10 protein-coding genes are annotated in these 18,482 nt (G+C 40.1%); 1 reads left to right on the top strand and 9 read right to left on the bottom strand.

Going from position 1 to position 18,482, the window contains the following annotated elements; genetic code table 11:
* Positions 1-3 precede the first annotated feature (3 nt).
* The 6 genes from BUF13_RS07440 to BUF13_RS07415 form a co-directional block, all read right to left on the bottom strand.
* Positions 4-3,822, bottom strand: a complete 3,819-nt coding sequence (locus BUF13_RS07440; protein ID WP_073571148.1) for a sensor histidine kinase — start codon at positions 3,820-3,822, stop codon at positions 4-6.
* 6 nt (positions 3,823-3,828) lie between these two features.
* Positions 3,829-7,488 carry an ATP-binding protein gene (locus tag BUF13_RS07435; RefSeq protein ID WP_073571147.1) on the bottom strand — a complete coding sequence of 1,220 codons (3,660 nt, stop codon included), beginning with the start codon at positions 7,486-7,488 and terminating at the stop codon, positions 3,829-3,831.
* Between the two features lie 268 nt (positions 7,489-7,756).
* Positions 7,757-9,709 (bottom strand): sensor histidine kinase, encoded by a 1,953-nt coding sequence (locus tag BUF13_RS20460; RefSeq protein WP_073571146.1) that lies wholly within the window; start codon positions 9,707-9,709, stop codon positions 7,757-7,759.
* Between the two features lie 125 nt (positions 9,710-9,834).
* Positions 9,835-10,026 (bottom strand): hypothetical protein, encoded by a 192-nt coding sequence (locus BUF13_RS07425; protein WP_073571145.1) that lies wholly within the window; start codon positions 10,024-10,026, stop codon positions 9,835-9,837.
* 28 nt (positions 10,027-10,054) lie between these two features.
* Positions 10,055-10,240, bottom strand: a complete 186-nt coding sequence (locus BUF13_RS07420; RefSeq protein ID WP_073571144.1) for a DUF6090 family protein — start codon at positions 10,238-10,240, stop codon at positions 10,055-10,057.
* Positions 10,241-10,243: 3 nt separating this feature from the next.
* Positions 10,244-10,999 (bottom strand): DUF6090 family protein, encoded by a 756-nt coding sequence (locus tag BUF13_RS07415; protein WP_073571143.1) that lies wholly within the window; start codon positions 10,997-10,999, stop codon positions 10,244-10,246.
* 114 nt (positions 11,000-11,113) lie between these two features.
* Here BUF13_RS07415 and BUF13_RS07410 point away from each other — a divergent pair, with 114 nt between their 5' ends.
* Positions 11,114-14,152, top strand: a complete 3,039-nt coding sequence (locus tag BUF13_RS07410) for a WD40/YVTN/BNR-like repeat-containing protein (protein WP_208327365.1) — start codon at positions 11,114-11,116, stop codon at positions 14,150-14,152.
* 11 nt (positions 14,153-14,163) lie between these two features.
* Here the strand turns inward: BUF13_RS07410 and BUF13_RS07405 are convergent, their stop codons facing one another.
* The 3 genes from BUF13_RS07405 to BUF13_RS07395 form a co-directional block, all read right to left on the bottom strand.
* Positions 14,164-14,913: a DUF6090 family protein gene (locus BUF13_RS07405; protein ID WP_073571142.1), complete on the bottom strand. Its 750-nt coding sequence runs from the start codon at positions 14,911-14,913 to the stop codon at positions 14,164-14,166.
* Positions 14,914-14,933: 20 nt separating this feature from the next.
* Positions 14,934-16,172: a hypothetical protein gene (locus BUF13_RS07400; RefSeq protein ID WP_134204393.1), complete on the bottom strand. Its 1,239-nt coding sequence runs from the start codon at positions 16,170-16,172 to the stop codon at positions 14,934-14,936.
* 117 nt (positions 16,173-16,289) lie between these two features.
* The gene (locus BUF13_RS07395; RefSeq protein WP_073571140.1) at positions 16,290-18,461 is read right to left on the bottom strand and encodes a hypothetical protein; all 2,172 of its coding nucleotides are present in this window, start codon (positions 18,459-18,461) and stop codon (positions 16,290-16,292) included.
* Positions 18,462-18,482 lie beyond the last annotated feature (21 nt).

The raw sequence follows: 18,482 nt of genomic DNA, 5'->3' as shown, positions 1-18,482 counted from the left end.
TATCTAATTCAGTGGTAATTGGATGATGAAAGTAGTCCCTTTGCCTTCCTCAGAATCTATTTTGATCTCTCCACCATGTGCTTTCACAATGTCATAGCTCAAGCTTAATCCCAATCCTGTTCCAGAACCAGTGGGCTTGGTGGTGAAGAAGGGTTGAAAGATTTTTTCTTTGATGGAATCAGGTATACCTGAGCCATTGTCTGCTACAGAAATTTCTATTCCTGATTCTGTCTTTTTGGTAGATACAATTACTTCAGGTTGGTAATCTTCTCCTGCCGTTTTGGTTTTCTCATTGACTGCATAAAAGGCATTGTTGACTAAATTCAAAATTACCCTTCCGATGTCCTGAGCAGCCACCTGAACTTTTGGAATAGTGGAGTCTTGGTCTATGGTGAATTTGGAGTTGAAAGATTTGTCTTTGGCTCGCAGACCATGGTAGGAAAGACGCAAAAACTCATCTACTAAAGCATTGAGATTGGTAAGTTTTTTTTCTCCGGTGCTGGAGCGGCTATGCTCCAACATTCCCCTGACTATCAAGCCTGCTCTCCGACCGTGATGATTGATCTTGAGCAAGTTTTGTTTCAGATCTTCAGAGATAGATTTCACTTCGGACAAATCGCCTTTTTCTACTTCTTCATTTAATTCATCCAGTAACTCAGTACTGAGCTCAGAAAAATTATTAACAAAATTCAGTGGATTCTGGATCTCATGAGCAATACCAGCAGTCAGCTCACCCAGGGAGGCCATTTTTTCAGATTGAATAAGTTGGGCTTGGGTAGCCTTGAGATCAGCGTAAGCTTTTTCTATTTCTTTTGCATGAGCGAGTTCTTTTAACCTGTTTTTCTCTTGCTCCCTCAGCTGGATTCTCCTTCGGAAAATTGCAAAAACGGCTAAAATAATTCCGATTACGAGGGCTAGATAAATCAAATATGCCCACCAGGTTTTCCACCAAGGAGGCAGGATGGTGATTTGCAGTCTTTTCCCTTCTTCATTCCATATGCCATAGGCATTAGAAGCGATGGCTTTGAAGGTGTACGTTCCGGGTTCCAGATTGGTGTATGCGGCAAAGTTTCGATTGTCATAAATCCAGCCTTGGTCCAAGCCTTCAAGCATGTGAGCATATTGATTTTTGCTGGGATTGGCATAGTGTAGAGCCGCAAACTCAAAGCTCAAATCATTCTGGTCAAATTTCAGTTCTATTGCATCTGTAGAGAGTAGATCTACCTCCAAAGGTGAATTTTCTCCCATATCGTAAACTGAAAGATTGGAAAGCAATAAGTTGGAAATAATCACAGATGGGGGAGTCTTGTTGGTGGCAACCATGGAAAAAGTCGTGATCCCGTGATCTCCTCCGAAATAAAAATTCCCATCGGGGGTTTTAGCTGCGCCTAAGGAAATAAAGGATTCACCTCCGATTCCATCATCCTCATTGTAATTGATGAAAGTTACTTTATCCAAGACTTCACTACGAATCATTTGGATGAGCCCATTTTGGGTTGAGAACCACATTTCCCCATTTTCACCTGGCAAAACTGTTTCAATAAAATTGGAAGGTAGTCCGTCTTGTTCAGTATAATAATTGATTTCGTCTGAGTCTATATCCAAAATATTTATGCCTCCATAGGTAGCCATCCAAAGTTGTCCATTGAATTCCAGTACATCGTATACCTGTATATTGCTCAAAGTAGTTGGGTCCAAGGGGTCACTTTCATAATATTTCACAGCGTTGGTTTCTGGGTCAATTCGAGTCACGCCTGCATTGGAGCTGGCTACCCAGATATACTTTTCACCGATTTCTATATCAGTGATATTAGCATCCTGAATAATGATTTCGGAATTTTGCTCATTGACATTTACGATGGTAGATTGGCTTTCTATTTCCTCGTCTTGCTTAAATATGGCTATTCCGTATAAAGATGAAAATGTGGGCTCTGGAGAATTCCAACTATCGAAGTGATGACTATCATCGGAAGTGTACCGCAAAGAATAAGACCCGGGATTCAATTCCATGGGTGCGATCAACATTCTGTTTTTAACAGCCCCTCCTGCCCATAAAGAGTTGTCCATGGTCTCCATCCCGATGATAGTTTCTCCAGAGGAATTTTCCAGCCAGCCAAAATCTGCCATGCTGGCTGCATCTCCTTCACCTACAGTAACCAAATAATAGGAGCCTTTTTCAGTAATTTCAAATCCTTGGGTGAGTTCCTCGCTTTGACTCACTTGTTTGATACTGGCTATTTCCTGTCCATTTTCCAACCAGGTTTTTATTTGTTTCAGGATTTCATCAGAGTAGGTTTGATTGTGTTGACTGATGATCTGGGTAAAACTTTCAGTATTGGGGTTAAGTACGGTTAGTCCTCCATTGGTTCCAATCCATATGTTTCCTTGTTTATCCTCCCGAATGACCCTGACTTGGTCATTGGGTAAACCTTGATTTAATCCATCGGGGTTTCGCTTGTACCGGTTGAGTACTTGGTAGCTTGAGTCCATCTTGATCAATCCATCACCCCAGGTGCCTACCCAAAGTGTACCGTCGGCTTGTTCATATATGGATCTTGCCGAACCGCCAAACATGTCATTGGAGCTGGAGAAATTTACTTTTTCGACACTTTCATCAGATTCATTAAAAATATTCAACCCATTTCCTCGCGTTCCAATAAAGACTTTCCCCGGATTGATTTGGGATGCAAATATTCCGAAAGTACCTCCTGAGCTCAATGATTTTGGGTTTTTCGGGTCATGTCCATAGTATTTAAAGGGTTGATTGACTGGGTCATATTTGAAAAGTCCATTGGAATAAGAACCAAACCAAAAAATCCCACTACGATCGATTATCATTTCGGTGAATCTATGGGTCCAATTTCCTGAATTCATCTTTCGGTTACCTGGAATCAACACTTCGGTGTATTGATCACTATTGCCTTCGAATTTGAGTACGCCTCGAAAATTGTTGAGGATCCAAATATTGCCATCGGGGTCCTCCAGAATAGAGTTTAAATAGGTGGCAATGTCTTCATGGCCCACTTCATAGGATATGATTTCTCGAAGAGAATTTTTTAATACATCATATTTGTATACACCTTGCAGGCTAGTGATCCAGAATATGCCATCTTTATCCTCATAAATCTCGGAAATGCTATTTTCGCCGCTGTTAAAGGTGTTTTCACTATCGAATTTGACCACGCTGAATTCAGAAGCTCCCTTCGGTAGATGCATCAATCCATACACAGTAGAGCCTCCCCATATTCCGCCTTTTTTGTCCTCATAAACAAACACAGAAAGAGAGGAGTGTATTGCCGGTTTTCCATTGATATTGGCATAGGCGGCTGTCTCCCAAACATCAGTTTCTGGGTTAAATTGTAGGATTCCCATTCCCAAATTGGCAGCCCATACTCGTCCTTGAGAATCTTGAAGTACCTGTATGGTTCGCCCAATTCCGACGGCTTGAAAAGTATAGTCAAGATTATAATTCTTAAATGTGTTTTTTGCTCGATCGAAATAGGTAATTCCTAGGTGATTACCAAGCCATAAGTTTTGCAAGGAATCTTCCTCAATATCATAGATAATGTTGTTTTGGATGCTGTTCGGGTTGCCTATGATATTTCTATAGGTCTTCCAATTGTAGCCATCAAAGCGCTGAAGCCCATTTGAAGTGCCAAACCAAAGTAGTCCAAAACGATCCTGTTTGATAGCCATCACTTGTTGGGATGCAAGCCCGTTGGAAATCGAAATGGTCTCCAGTTGGATCTCTTGGGAAAAAGCCTTCGAGGCTTTTGCAAATACAAATCCCAAACAAATAATAGTTAGAAGGTATTTTTTCATGGTTGATTATGTTTTGGGAAACAATAAGTGAAAAGTAGTGCCCTTGCCTTCCTCTGATGATTTAATTTTGATCTCTCCACCATGGGCTTTGATGATGTCGTGTGAAATGGAAAGCCCCAATCCTGTTCCTTCCGTTCCTTTTTTGGTGGTGAAAAATGGCTGTAAAACCTTGTCTCGAATCTCTTTGGGGATACCGGGGCCATTGTCTTGAATGTCAATTTGAATGGCATTTTTTGAAGCCTTGGTGATCACTCTAAGCTTTGCCTCATAATTGCTTGCTCCTACCGAATTCAGCTTGTCTCGCATCGCGTCAAAGGCGTTGTTGCAGAGGTTTAAAATCACTCTTGAAAAATCTTCGGAGATAATTTGAAGCTCTCCCACATGCTCATCCAACTGCAAATCAATCGTAACATTTATTGGGTTTTTTCCCGCTCTCATGCCGTGAAAAGCCAGGTTTACAAATTCCTTGATAATTGGATTGATCTCTTTGGATTCCAACTTGGTGCCAGAGGATCGACTATGTTGAAGCATGGATTTGACGATGCTATCTGCTCGGGATCCATGCTCATGAACTTTCACCAAATTGCTTTTGACATCTTCCAAAATTGCTATGATTTCCTCTTTGGTGTCTGAGGATTCTAGGTTTCCCAACTCATCAAAAACTTCATCAATTAGCTCTGTGCTGAGCTCCGAAAAATTGTTGACAAAGTTCAGTGGGTTTTTGATCTCGTGAGCAATTCCCGCAGTCAATTGTCCTAAGCTGGCGAGCTTTTCTTGCTGAATGAGTTGCTCCTGAGCTGCCTTGAGTTCTATTAAAGCCTTTTCTGCTTTTTTCTTGGCTTCTTTGATTACAATTAAGTCTTTCGCTGCTTTCTGTGCATTTGCTTCTGCTTTTTTTAAATCCTCAAAACGTTTGTAGGCCAGATCAAATACCCCGGCAAATCGAACTAAAGTGTCGATAGATTCTTGAGGTGGATTTGGTATCTCACCAGCCAAACTAAATCCAATCTCACCATGACTGGTTCGGGCAAGTATAAATGTGAGTCCCCCAATTTGAAGAATTTCATCTTTGGTAGGTGCGTTGGGGTCTGCTTGCTCATAGTGACCGTGGGTATTCATATTTTCAAGGTACCTCCAAGCTTCCTCGCCATTGAGCGCCATCACATAGCTTGGTTTATTTCCGGTTTCCCAATTAGCTAATTCAGGATAACTTTCATGAACTTGTTTTGGTAAGGAAATGACCATCCCGATACGATTCCCATCTTCTGAAGTCATAGACATTTCATAGGACTTCTCTAGCCATCTCATATGCCAGAAATAATCCGCTTCATGACCTAGTGAGACAAACTCCTTTCTCATGTTTACTACTATATCAAACAAGTCTGTAGATTCTCTCATGGCAGTGACTTGGGCTCTGATGCGTTCGAGAGACAACTCTATTTGGGCTTCTTCTGCTTGCGCTTCAGCCTTTTGTAAGTCTAGGAAGCGGGTATAGGTTTGATCAAAGACTTTTGCGAAGCGAATAAAAATATCATGAGCATCAGGAACGGGCTCATAAGTAATGAACAATAAATGCCCATGTTTAAAGTAGGCAACATGATCATATTGTCTTGGAGGAAGAGGGACTCCATTTGCTGACAGCTCTTTTAAAGCCTCTCCTAATACAGGTAAAGATTTGAGATAATCGTAATGGCTTTCTATTACATCAGGGCCGAATTCCTCGATGTAAAGAGGCTTCCCTTTTTTACTGTATTCATAATATCGGAGAAACATATACTCTCTTGGAGTCTTATAAAATGGCAACATGCCTCCCGCAGAGGTAAACCATTCTAAATCCCAAGGGACATCGTCAGTGGATGTTTCATCATAAATGTGAAAAGCACATCCCCAAGTCTGGATTCCCAATTTTCTAACTTCTTCTTCCAATAAAACAGAGGCATCTTCCAATTCATCACTTCGATGCATAGCCATGGTGCGGCTTCGGACCCTTTCTAAAGCGGCTTCAATTTGAGATTCTCTAGCTTGCGCTTCAGCTTTTTGTAAATCGAGGAAACGGGTATAAGTGAGATCAAAAACTTCTGCGAATCGTTTTAATATCCTTTTGTCTTCAGGATTGGGTTCAACGTCAGAGAAAAAGTATAAGCCTCCAGCACTAAATGGAGAATAATGATAATACTCCCTTGATAGAGCGGAGGATTTTCTAAGAACCTCATCTGAGAGAATAAAATCACTGTGTGATACAATATCATAGTAATCCTTAAGATCTTTTCCTTCTAAAGTATAAGACAATGCCTTTTGATTTTCCCATGCTTCAAAAGTTTGAATGAGCATAGGATGGATGGTCAATGAAGTTACTCCTAGACTTAATTCCTTTTTTCCCTTCGGATTGACTACAGTAGTATAGAGCTGACAGTCTTGGTTTTCTTTGTTGAAAATGCCTATACCACTCCTCTCCATATTGAGCTCAAGTTTCTCAAGTTCATCAAAAACCACCTTGGTACAGTTTACCAAATCATCGCTATGTCTCATTGCCATAGCAGAAGTCCTCACACGCTCTAAAGCAACTTCAATTTGCCCCTCTCTTGCTTGCTCTTCAGCTTTTCTTAAGTCTTCAAACCGTTTATAGGCCAGGTCAAAAACCTTGGCAAAACGAGCCAAAGTATTCATGTCTTCTTGTGGAGGATTTGGTACCGTTCCCGGAAGACTATAGCCAATTTCACCATGGGAGGTTCGTGCCATCACAAAGGTTAGTCCTCCTATATGACGAATGTCATCCAGGGTCGGAGCCTGTGGATCAATTTTTTCGAAATCGCCCCAAGTGACCATTTTATGAACATAGTCCACTGCTGATTCTGTATCCATCGCCAACACAAAGATTGGATCGCTTCCTTTTTCCCATTCAGCAACTTCTAGTATATCGCCATGGATCTGCCTAGGTAAGGTCATTACCATTCCGATTTGACTACCATCACCAGAGGTCATCGCTTTTTCGTATCTCTCAGGCAACCATCGCATATGCCAGAAATAATGCGCTTCATGGCCCAGACCTACAAACTCACTCCTCATTATCACCATGATTTCCAAAAGGTCCTGAGACTTTTTCATAGCCGCTACTAATCCCCTTATTCGCTCTAGAGAGTTTTGAATCTCCAGTTCCCGATTTTTGGATTCAAGCTCCAGGGTTCTTCGTTTGACAGCATCTTTCAGCTCTAGGTTTTCTTTGGTGATTTTTTCAATTGCCAGTGTCTCTCCTTCATGTACCCGATAATCTGGAAAAGAGCCATGCTGCTGAGAGACTTTCCAGCCTGAGTCCGTGAGTCGCATTAGTGTAGATAAGCGGAGAGCTGAATAAAGGGACCACCCCGTTTCAGAAAAAATATAAAGGTCACAGTCTTCTAAAATGAGCACCATATTCTCAAGGTCCTTAGTGATAACCTTTCTGTTTCTCATCTCTGTTACTCCAACGATCTCATCTTTTTGAGACTTAAAAAAATCGATTCCTTCCGCCTTGTTATGACAGATTTCGCTTTCGGAAGTGCCTATCAATTCATAAGCGTCATCAATGAGCTCCGTAAACTCTTCCTGATTTCCTGTAAGATACCTTTCCCAATAACGGTAATAAATATCCAGTGCTTCTTGTACTCGTTCCCTTGGGTTTGGACTCATTCTAAAATAGATGCAGATATGATGAATTGGCTAATTCAAAAAACAGGAAAAGCCTCTTCACCAGGATCTAGTGAAAAATCAGAATAATTGAAACTCGTGGTAATCTTTGAAAAAAGTCTATCAGAACTAAGTGAAGGCTTGTTTTCGGATTTTAGTTGGTTGTAATCTGCTTGGTGAAAACAAAATACAAAATCTATTTCAACTAAGACGATTTAAATGCTTGAAAAATAACGGGATGTGGTAATTTTTTTGCAGTTTGTATTGTGTTTTATGCCTTTGAAGTGTCTGGGATCAGGATTAAAAATTCAGTCCATTGCCCTTCTTGACTTAGCACTTTTATCTCTCCTCCATGACCCTTTGTTATGATATCATAGCTTAGGCTTAATCCTAACCCAGTCCCTTCACCAGTTGGTTTGGTTGTAAAAAATGGTTGGAAGATTTTTTCTTTGATAGAGTCAGGAATCCCGCTTCCATTGTCCTTTACTGAAATTTGCACCCCCGAAGTGACCTTTTTGGTTGTAACTATTACTTCTGGTTGATAATCTCCATTCTCATTTTTCGACTTTTGAGTAGTTGCATAAAATGCATTGTTGATCAAATTGAGCAAAACCCGACTGAGATCCTGACTGATGACATTCAGTTGGGGCAAATCCGGATCTAGGTTCAATTTATAACCAGCATTGAAATCTTTATCTTTAGCACGGAGTCCATGAAAACTCAGCCTTAAGCTTTCGTCTACTAATTTATTGATGTCAGTAAGCTCTTTGTGGCCATCTGATTTGCGGCTGTGTTCCAACATCCCACGAATAATTGAACCGGCTCTTTTTCCGTGGTTATTGATTTTTTTGAGGTTTTCTTTGAGATCTTGAGAAATGGCTTTGACCTCTTCCATATCTCCACTTTCGATTTCCTCATTCATTTCATCAATCAGTTCAGAGCTGAGTTCAGAAAAGTTATTGACAAAATTGAGTGGGTTTTGAATTTCATGAGCTATCCCGGCTGTGAGTTCACCGAGGGAGGCCATCTTTTCTGATTGAATCAGCTGAGCCTGGGTTGATTTCAGTTGTTCCAATGTTGATTGGATTTCCTCTTTCTGCATGGCGAGGAGTTTATTGTCCTTGTTTTTTTGCCTGTAACTATAAATCAAGATTCCACCGAGCAACATTAAAACAGCCAAAATGGTAAGGAGGAAATTGGTGCGATATTGATTTTGTAGCTCAAGCTTCTCAGTTTCTATTGTGCTTAGTTTTTTTTCTCTTTCCAACAAAACTTCCTGAAAAGCAGCAAGATTTTTTATGTTTTGCTCTGTAAACTTCCTTTTCTCATAAAATGCCAACTCCAGGTATTTATAGGCACTGTCGGGTTGATTGAAATGTGAAAAATGTTCAAATAAATTTTCGTAGGCAGTCGAAATGTCCATTCTGAATAATTGGATCTCCCGGATTCTCCGAAGGTATCTCAGTGTCTGAAGGCCATAATAGAGACTGGAATCTTTTGCATCCAAAGCTGTATAGGCCTTGGATAGCCCAATGCTATTGGTGGTGAGCCCAACGATATAGGATTCTTTTTTTGCAACTTGAAGTCCTTTTTCAAAGGATTCCTTGGCACCTTCAGCATCCTCAGTTCGGATTTTGATCATGCCCTCAAGGAAAAGAATATCAGAAGAGTTTTTATCAGTATAGAATTCTGCTGGAATGGATGAAAACCTTTCCATCTTATTCTTGGCGGAGTCGATTTCTCCATTGGAAAGATGGATCATGGCCATTCCAGAAATAGCAAATACCATGTTTTGAAAATCTCTCTCTTTTCTTGCTATCCGAAATGCCCTTCTATATTGGATGAGTTGTTCATTGATATTGCCAGTGACACCCATCAAATGACCGTAGTTGAATATCAAAGTGGAAAGAATACTTTGATATTCTTTCTCGTCACTTTCTGAATGGCTAAAAAGGTCTTTTACTTCATCAGAACCCCAGAATTCGAATAATTGACGAAATTCAACATAGGCATTAGCATAGTCTCCAACATTTGTAGTGATGAGACTTTTTTCGATCTTCTGTTTCATCAACTCCTCAACCGTTGCCTTTTTGACAGAATCCGAACTTGCTGTTTCAAATTTATTTTGAAGAGCTTCAATTTTCCGATCAAGTTGCCCAGGCCCTTGGCCAAAAGTTGAAAATTGGATTAAAATCAAAAAGGTGAATGTCAGAAGACTTCTCATACTTATAATGGTTATTGAAGGGCTATCTCAATGGAGTTCATTCATCAGAGAATGTATCTGAATAATCTACTAATTTTTTATTCTGTTTGGGTTGTCTTAAAGCCAGAATTCAAATTTTCTTTCATTTATCCGATTTTTCCGTCCCCGTTTATATCCTTTCCGGTTTGCTCTTCAAGGATTTTCAGTATTTTTATCAAGATTTCCCTAGTCTGGTAGAGTTCTCTTTCCAGGTTTCTAACTCGGATCTCAAGAGTTTCAGCTTTTGATTTTTGATCGTGGATTTGGCTTTGTTGGATTAGATCCCAAAATATTCCCATGGTTTAAATTTTGATTTGTTTTTAAAAGTTAATTCAGACGTACTTTATGTTCGATTTCTCCATTCTTTCGATTCTCATTCCAATTATTAACCTGTAATGCAATCAAAATCCCGATGACTACCAAGATGATTTCACCGATTGCATAGGCTAGGTATTGAGTTACCCTATTCTGAGAAAGAAGTTTTTGGTGGATTTTTCGGAAGAAGGAAAGCATGGCTTAAGGGTTTAGACTTTTTTCGATTTCCTCTAGAGACTTTTCTAGCGTTTCTTCTATTGCTTGGATCCAAAGTTCTTGGGAAGTGTTTTCCATGTAAAGTTTTGTCAATACGCTGTATGTTTCAGCTGATTGGATAAAACTGGAAAATGCGGCATCGTCTAATTTGAATTCTGGATGTATTACTGCTTTTTTATCAGGGAAGTAGTCTATAAAAATTCTGTCAAAGGCTCCCATCTTTATAAAATCATGGGCAGTTTCGTTTTGTCTTAATCCATTGTTCATATCCCGGAATCCTTCTAAATAATCAAGATACATGGATAGCTGTATGGCCAGTTCGCTATCGAGCATTCCAAATTTCCCAGATGAAACGGCTTCCTCTATCGTGGATTTGGTAAGCAATGGTGTCTGTGGGAAAATCAACATGGAGGCATAATACCGTACCGAATCCATTGGTATATTGGATTGCTGACCAGCAGAAATATTGAGAACAGCTAGGCCATATTTATTTCTAAGGACCAATTCCTCTCTGTGGTTTTTAATTCTTTCAAGGTTACCTTGAAACTCCTGCATCATGGCTTTCAATAGAGTGGTTTTTTCTACTTGATTTTTTCTCGAATCATTCCAATTATTCACTTGAAGTGCTAAAAGGATACCGATCATAACTAGTAGAATTTCCCCAACAGCATAGGCAAGGTATCGGGAGACCCGATTTTGGGAGAGAAGTCTTTGTCGGATTTTTCTTAAAAAGGTCATCATATCAGAAAGGAAAAAGAATCTCGATTTTAAAGTATAAAATGGTACACGTCAAGGACTTTTTTGATTGGTTTTCAACAATAGATTAATTAAAATAGGTAAACCATTTCTATAAAAATGACTATCATTCCTAATATCCGTCAATTTTTTCTAATTGTCTTAACCTTCTCGTTTTCTATTCTTTATGGTCAACAGATTCCAAAATCTTCCTATCAGGAACTAGACTATAGAATGATAGGCCCATTTCGTGCCAGCCGAACGGTCGGTGGAGTTGGGATTCCTGATCAGCCCAATGTCTTTTTCATGGGGGTAAACAATGGCGGTGTATGGAAAACAGATGACTTTGGACGGACTTGGTTCCCGATTTTCGATGATGCACCCACAGGTTCTGTAGGGGATATTGCAGTGGCTTTGAGCAATCCAGATATCATTTATGTGGGAAGTGGTGAGGGCTTGCATAGACCTGATTTGGGAGTTGGAGATGGGATTTTTAAAAGTGTAGATGGTGGAAAAACTTGGATCCATAAAGGTCTGAGCGATATCCAACAGGTTGGTAGATTGATTGTCCATCCGAGCAATCCAGATATAGTTTTCGTAGCTGGGCTTGGTCACCCCTATGGAGCCAATGAGGAAAGAGGGGTTTTTAAAACAATCGACGGAGGAGATACTTGGGAAAAGGTTCTTTATATCAATGAAAACACAGGAGCAATTCAAGTAGAGTTTGACCCAAATAATCCAGAGATACTTTTCGCAGATATGTGGGAGCATCAGGAAGGTCCTTGGGAAAATGCGGCTTTCACAGGGCCCAATAGCGGATTATATAAAAGTACGGACGGAGGAAAGAATTGGAAAAAAATAACCAATGGACTTCCAGATGCTGCTCAAGGTTTAGGTAGAATTGGTATTGGGATATTCCAAGGTGATTCCAAAATCATGTTTGCAACTGTAGATGCACGTCAGAATGGAGGAATCTATAAAAGTACGGACGGTGGTGAAAGCTGGACATTGATACACAAAGACAGGAGACTCTGGGGTAGAGGAGGGGACTTCGCGGAGATCAAAATCCATCCAAAAAATCCAGATAGAATCTATGTGGCAAATGTGGCTTCCTATACCTCTGGAGATGGCGGCAAAACTTGGTCGTCCTTGAAAGGTGCTCCAGGTGGGGATGATTACCACCGGATTTGGATCAATCCAATCAATCCGGATATCATGCTTTTTGTAGCAGATCAGGGAGCTGTGATCACTGTAAATGCAGGTCGAACTTGGAGTTCCTGGTATAATCAGCCCACCACACAATTATACCATGTGGCAACCGACAATGCCTTCCCTTATTGGGTATATGGTGGTCAGCAAGAAAGTGGCGCTATAGGAATTGCCAGCCGCGGTGATGGAGGTCAAATCAGTTTTCGTGAATTTATGGGAGTCGGTGCTGATGAATATGCCTATGTCGCACCTGATCCCAAGGATTCAAATATCATTTATGGAGGGCGAGTGACGAGATTTGACAAGAGAACTGGACAAGCTACTAATGTGGCACCGGAAGCTCTTCGAACTGGAGATTACCGCTATGTAAGAACAATGCCTTTGCTATTTCACCCAGCAGATGAAGAAATGCTTCTTTTTGGCACCAATGTTCTTTGGAAAACCAAAAATGGGGGCCAAAATTGGGAAATCATAAGTCCTGATTTGACCTATGAACAGCCAGATTTGCCTGCTAGTATCGGTCATTATAAGACTCCAGAAATGGAAACCATGGCCAGAAGAGGGGTTATTTATTCCATAGGGCCATCTCCTTTGAATGTGGATGTGATTTGGGCTGGTACTGATGATGGTCGTGTTCATGTTACTAAAAACGGAGGGACCAATTGGGAAGAAGTAACTCCTCCAGCGATGAGTTCTTGGGATAAGGTTTCTCAAATCGATGCCAGTCATTTTGATGAGAATACAGCTTTCATAGCTATCAATGCAATTCGCAAGGACAACATGACTCCGTATATCTACCGAACACAGGATGGCGGCAAAACTTGGGATTTGATTACAAAGGGCTTGAATCCCAATGGTCCAGTGAATGTAGTTCGGGAAGATCCAAAAAAAGAAGGCTTGCTCTATGCCGGAACTGAGCGGGAAGTGTATTTTTCCATTGACAATGGAGAAAGTTGGCAATCTTTAAGAAATAACATGCCTGCCAGTTCTGTTCGTGATTTGGTAATCCATGAAAATGATTTGGTGGTAGGAACTCATGGAAGATCAGCCTGGATTTTAGATAATATTGCTCCTTTGAGGGAATTAGCCAATTCAAGTAGAGAGAAGTCATTTTTATACTCTCCTTCCAAAGCAATTCGGGTGAGAGGGAATATGTTCTCAGATACTCCTCTGCCTCCAGAGGAACCGACAGGTCAAAATCCACCTGAAGGGGCAATTTTGGATTACCATTTGGGAGAAAATGCACAAAATGTAAAGTTGGAAATTTTGGATAATCAAGGGCATGTCATTCGAACTTATTCAAGTACCGATGAGCCTCCTAAGATTGACTCCACCTCTCTTCCTCATCCGACTTATTGGATTAGACCAGATCAAAAATTGGGTCTTTCACCTGGACACCATCGCTATGTTTGGGACTTGCGTTATGAACCTCCTAAAGGTGCAAGACAGGGCTTCTCCATAGCAGCTGTTTACAAAAATACACCGAATGGTCCAGTTGGTCCATTTGTCGCCCCAGGGACATACCAAGTTCGATTAACGGTTGACGGTGATGTTTCCGAAAAACCAATTGAGATTGTCATGGACCCTCGGGTTTCCATTTCTCCACAGGCATTGAAAATGCAAACAGGCCTAAGCTTGGATTGTTATAATGGCTATTTGGAGCTTCAGGAAATTGTAGATATGATTGATGGAATACCAAGTCCTACTGCAGCACAAATGAAATTTAGAGGAAATGGAAGTGCGGGAATGCAGGACACCATGTATGGCAGCATCTATGAAATGGATGCCGATGAGGAAACATTGGTTGGCCTTCAGAATAAATTTCTATTTATGCTCACATTGATCCAATCGGCAGATGTAGAACCTACCAATCAAACAATTCAAGCAGTGGAATCCCTAGAAGAGAGCCTAGATAAAATGAAAGAGAGATGGGAAGAAATGAAAAAGTAGTTTATTCTAATTTAATGGTTTGCCAAATCCCTTTCTATCATTTCTTTTAAGTCTTTCATCTTAATGACTACTTGACTTAGATTGTTGGTTTGAACTTCTGCATCATGATATGAGAGTCCGACCATGTGAATAAAGTCTAGATCGTCAAGTATTTGGATATTACTAGGTACGGGAGGTTGATAAACGATACTTGAATCTACTATGATAAAACTTCTATTAACTTCAAAAGTTTTCCGAATCCTTTGGATTTCCCTTAGCCGGTACTCTATTCCGAGATTACAAAGTCCTTGCATCCGAGGGTGATAAAAATCAAATAGAAAGGTTATGCCTTCCCGGATACTGTCATTGGATATTTTATCTAGACCAGCACTTTTGATAGCTTCGAAAGGGCCTCTGTTATATGAGTATTGAAATGAATAAGCCAAGTTGGCAAAGTGATAGTTAATGGAGTCTAAGTCGATTTTTTCGGAGAGATAATACCGATTAAAAAAATCTGCAGCTTCGGCCTGAGTTTTTAACCGAAAGCCGATTAAATGATTTTCAAAAAAGTCTAAGTCTTGATCCAGTCCTGTTTTTGCCGCTCTAAGCATTTTCTTTTCGAAGATTCTATCCTTTCTATCCTCGTTCCAATTATTGACACTCAAGGCAATCAGGATTCCGATGACTACCAACAATATCTCTCCAAGAGCATAAGCTAAGTACCGAGTGAATCGATTTTCCTGAAGTAGGGAATGGCGGATTTTTCTAAAAAATGAGATCATCTGGAGAAAAACATTAGACTTTATGGAGTTTGAATTTTCGTCAATTGGCTAAAATATTGAGATTCATTTTTCTCTAAGATTACCCTGTAAATCTGATCATTCACTTTAGTTGGATATATGGTGCTGGAAGTTGGTTTTTGGGATTGAATCCCCCCGTAGAAAAGTCCGATGATGGTTTCTTTTTCAGTCAGTTTGCCATAATCAATAAAAAAGTCCTGACTTACCCATTTGGGATCTGGGATAAAGATGGCATTGGCTCCGAGAAAATCTGGCATTTCTGGCTCAGATGGAGGAGTCTGGATATGCTGGTACATTTTTCCTTTGGAATATATCAACTGCGTAATACTTTTTACAAATGGAATCTTTGCTCCACGATCTCCATTTTCCCAGGTGTTAGTTTCCTGGTGAAATTGATTCTGTCCAATTCCTCCCATGAGTACCGTTATGCATGTGTCGGATGCAGAGTCATAGATTGAGGCTTTTGCGCAATTGTAGTGGTTAGTTACTTGTTTCAAGTCATCCATCTGAATTGAGGGGGATTTTCCACTTGGGTCTAAATAAACTGGATGAGAATAACCATTTCCATTTTTGTCAAAAACACCTCCCAGTCCCGCAAGTATGGTCTTTTTTGCTTGGTGGATTTTTACCACATTTAAATCTCTCCTGTGAAGCTGAGAGTCTTTTATTTCTTGGACCAACTCTATTTTATTTTTTTTGATTCGAAAAGTCCTAATGGCACCAGTATACAAACCTGTTTTTCCAGGGTCATATACTCCGTCGAAACATTGTCCAAAGCTGAGATAAAAAAGATCGTCAATCTTGAGTAATTCTCCTCCGGTTACTTTTAAATGAGGGTCACAGGTATTGATCAATACAGCTTTGCTGGGATCTGAATTCTGGTCGATCGCTACAAGTAATTTATCGAGGTCAAATGCGATTAGAGAGTCAAACGTATCATCGCTTCTTTTATCTTTTGAACTTTTTGCACCATATCCTCCAACGATGTACAGTATGTTCTCATCTTGCTCAAATTGCATATTGGAGGAGAAAAGCTGCTCCCATTTTTTAGATTCTGGATCTAGTTTAAGCTCTTGGGAATCAAAAGTCTCCAGATCAACAGCCCAAATGGATTTATTGACCTTATTTTGGCCAAATACATTTTGAAGTTGATTGAGTCCATGGAAGCCTTCAATCCTTCCTCCTAGTATGATGAGTTTTTTATTCCAAATAGCCCAAGCTCCAGATTGTATCAGGGGCATTTTTTCCGGTTGACAGAAAGACTCTAGACGGATAGTGAATGAAGGAAAGTTTAAAATGTCATCAGTCATTTGAGTTGGATTTAAATTCTAAAAATTGCTCGTTTCATAATTCGAAAATCAATCAAAACGTTTAGCCCAGGCTTTGATTAACTCCCTTTGAGATCTGCCCAACTCTCTGGAGCGAGGCATATAGAGGACATCGTTCCAAAGTGATGGATCTGTCCGTTGCTTCACCAAACCAGCCATGATTCCATTATCCCAAACTTCTTTTTTGAAAGGGTGGATTTCGGCCATGATAGGATATACAACATCATAGAGTTTGAATACTTCCTCGTACATCACTTCAAAACTTGGCGGAGTGTATTCAGGGTGGTTTGGATTGATATATTTTTCAAAATCTTTGTTGGGATACACTCTCAGGCAGGCAAAACTCCCAGTATCCATGATGGTATAGTTTCCATTGGAGAAGGTAGGTATCACATCATTTGGATATTGCCCTTTGTAGACAAAATAATAGACGGCAGTATTTTTAAGTCTAATGGAATTAGTTGCTAAAGAGACAATACCCTGATCTGCTACTTTTTGAATCGTAACATTATCTGGACCATTTAAGGGATCATTTGCCGCTTCCGGTACAATGTACTCGGCTATATAAACTTCAATGGGATCCTTGACAGGTTTCCCTTTTTGAAAAATCCGAAGTCTAAATGGCTCCTTCGTGTCGTTGTAGGAAATATAGCCCTCTTCAGGATCATCTCCTTCCTGCCCATAGAGACCTTTTTCATCAGTCAATATCATGTATGTTGATTCTTTCAAAATCAATTTTTCAGAATCACCATTGATTAAATAGACATAAATGAATTCATCCTCAATTGAATCGATTTGTCCAGAATCAGTCAGGACAAAGTCAAAGACACATCCTTTTTCAAAGACTTTTTTCAATGGATTGGAGGTGGGATCTATGTCAATCGAAGCGAATTCGGTACTTGGGTCTGTTCCGGTTCTAAGGCTTATTTTACCTAAATCCAAAGTCTCAAATGTTGCATCTCCTCTTTTGGCTGGCTGAACTTTGTTGTTGATAAAACCAGGAGTCATTATTTCAGGCCAGCTATTTCCCATGTCCAAAGAGAAAACTGCCAAACCTTCTGATAACTTTTTCAGAGAAGCAATCGCAGGCGTCATCTGAATTGGAATATCATTGCCCATACCAGTATTAGTATAGATCGCGTCGCATCCCAAAGCAATTAAATTTCTTCCTGACACGATTGATTTCATGTCTTCCTCATACCAAGGAGAGAGGGTGCCAACAGTAGTCGCCTGTGCGGGATTGGTAATTAATCCATTTGGCTCATACAGTTTTGGATTGTATCTGTTTTCAAAGACCTCAAATGTTGTGAAGCTTACAAAAACTCCCTTGATAGGTCGGGGATCATCACCATTTTGAGATTTAAAGAACTGGAGGAGTTTATTTTTTTTAGCTTCGGGTATGGATTCTAAAGGAATACTTGAGCACCATCTTGCAGATCCAGCCATAGCAGGCAGCCAATTGACGACTCTCCAGCTACCATAAATCAAGGCAGAAAACCGAAATGGTTTTCCTTGAAAATGAATTTGATCTGTATCGTTTTTATTGAATAGATTGACTGAGGAGCAGAATATATTGGCATAAATGCTTTGGCTAGAAATAGTCTCAGCGATGACTGCGGTGCTTATACCGCTTGTTGGGTGCGTATCCAAATTGAAGGCGCAATCCAAGAGATCAGTTATTTCTTGAGTTTGGGATGGATTGTCCTCGGTCCAAGTACTCACATTGCCACCTTGGAAAGTTTGGACTCCCACTACCGAGGTTTCGTACATTTTGACACTCATATCTCCATACATGTTCCAATATCCAGGAGGATTTCCAATTAACACAGCGCCTTCTAAATTTCCCAAATCATTATCTGCAGCCACGTAATAAGGAACATACTCTGCATCAGGTGCTTTTTTGTCTTTTCCCAATGGAGTCCTACACCATTTCCGGAGAACAGGAATAGTATCGATAGGTTTGATTTCGATGTACCAATAGCCATTATCTTCATCATGGATGATTTCAGGCTTCGGGTCTAATTTTGATTTTACATTTTGAGGGATGGAAGGCTTAGAAAAGTAAAGTCGAGGGGGTAGAAATGGAACAGACTTTTTTTGGTCATAAATCGTCAATGGGAAGTAATAGGAATTATTGATCGTAGGTACATTGATGTCAATTTTTCCGCTAAAATGAATTCTTGGAAAGTCAAAAAGTCCCATAAGTATGTCGTTTTAATTTTG

The organism is Algoriphagus zhangzhouensis (assembly GCF_900148515.1).
Classification (GTDB): domain Bacteria; phylum Bacteroidota; class Bacteroidia; order Cytophagales; family Cyclobacteriaceae; genus Algoriphagus; species Algoriphagus zhangzhouensis.
The sequence above is the reverse complement of the archived record's forward strand: the minus strand, read 5'-3'. Positions and strand labels throughout refer to the sequence as shown.

Excerpts from the sequence above, each read along its gene's own strand:
- BUF13_RS07440 (WP_073571148.1), bottom strand. The coding sequence starts at position 3,822 with ATGAAAAAATACCTTCTAACTATTATTTGTTTGGGATTTGTATTTGCA.
- BUF13_RS07415 (WP_073571143.1), bottom strand. The coding sequence starts at position 10,999 with ATGATGACCTTTTTAAGAAAAATCCGACAAAGACTTCTCTCCCAAAAT.
- BUF13_RS07405 (WP_073571142.1), bottom strand. The coding sequence starts at position 14,913 with ATGATCTCATTTTTTAGAAAAATCCGCCATTCCCTACTTCAGGAAAAT.
- BUF13_RS07410 (WP_208327365.1), top strand. The coding sequence starts at position 11,114 with ATGACTATCATTCCTAATATCCGTCAATTTTTTCTAATTGTCTTAACC.
- BUF13_RS07425 (WP_073571145.1), bottom strand. The coding sequence starts at position 10,026 with ATGGGAATATTTTGGGATCTAATCCAACAAAGCCAAATCCACGATCAA.
- BUF13_RS07395 (WP_073571140.1), bottom strand. The coding sequence starts at position 18,461 with ATGGGACTTTTTGACTTTCCAAGAATTCATTTTAGCGGAAAAATTGAC.
- BUF13_RS07435 (WP_073571147.1), bottom strand. The coding sequence starts at position 7,488 with ATGAGTCCAAACCCAAGGGAACGAGTACAAGAAGCACTGGATATTTAT.
- BUF13_RS07420 (WP_073571144.1), bottom strand. The coding sequence starts at position 10,240 with ATGCTTTCCTTCTTCCGAAAAATCCACCAAAAACTTCTTTCTCAGAAT.
- BUF13_RS07400 (WP_134204393.1), bottom strand. The coding sequence starts at position 16,172 with ATGCCCCTGATACAATCTGGAGCTTGGGCTATTTGGAATAAAAAACTC.
- BUF13_RS20460 (WP_073571146.1), bottom strand. The coding sequence starts at position 9,709 with ATGAGAAGTCTTCTGACATTCACCTTTTTGATTTTAATCCAATTTTCA.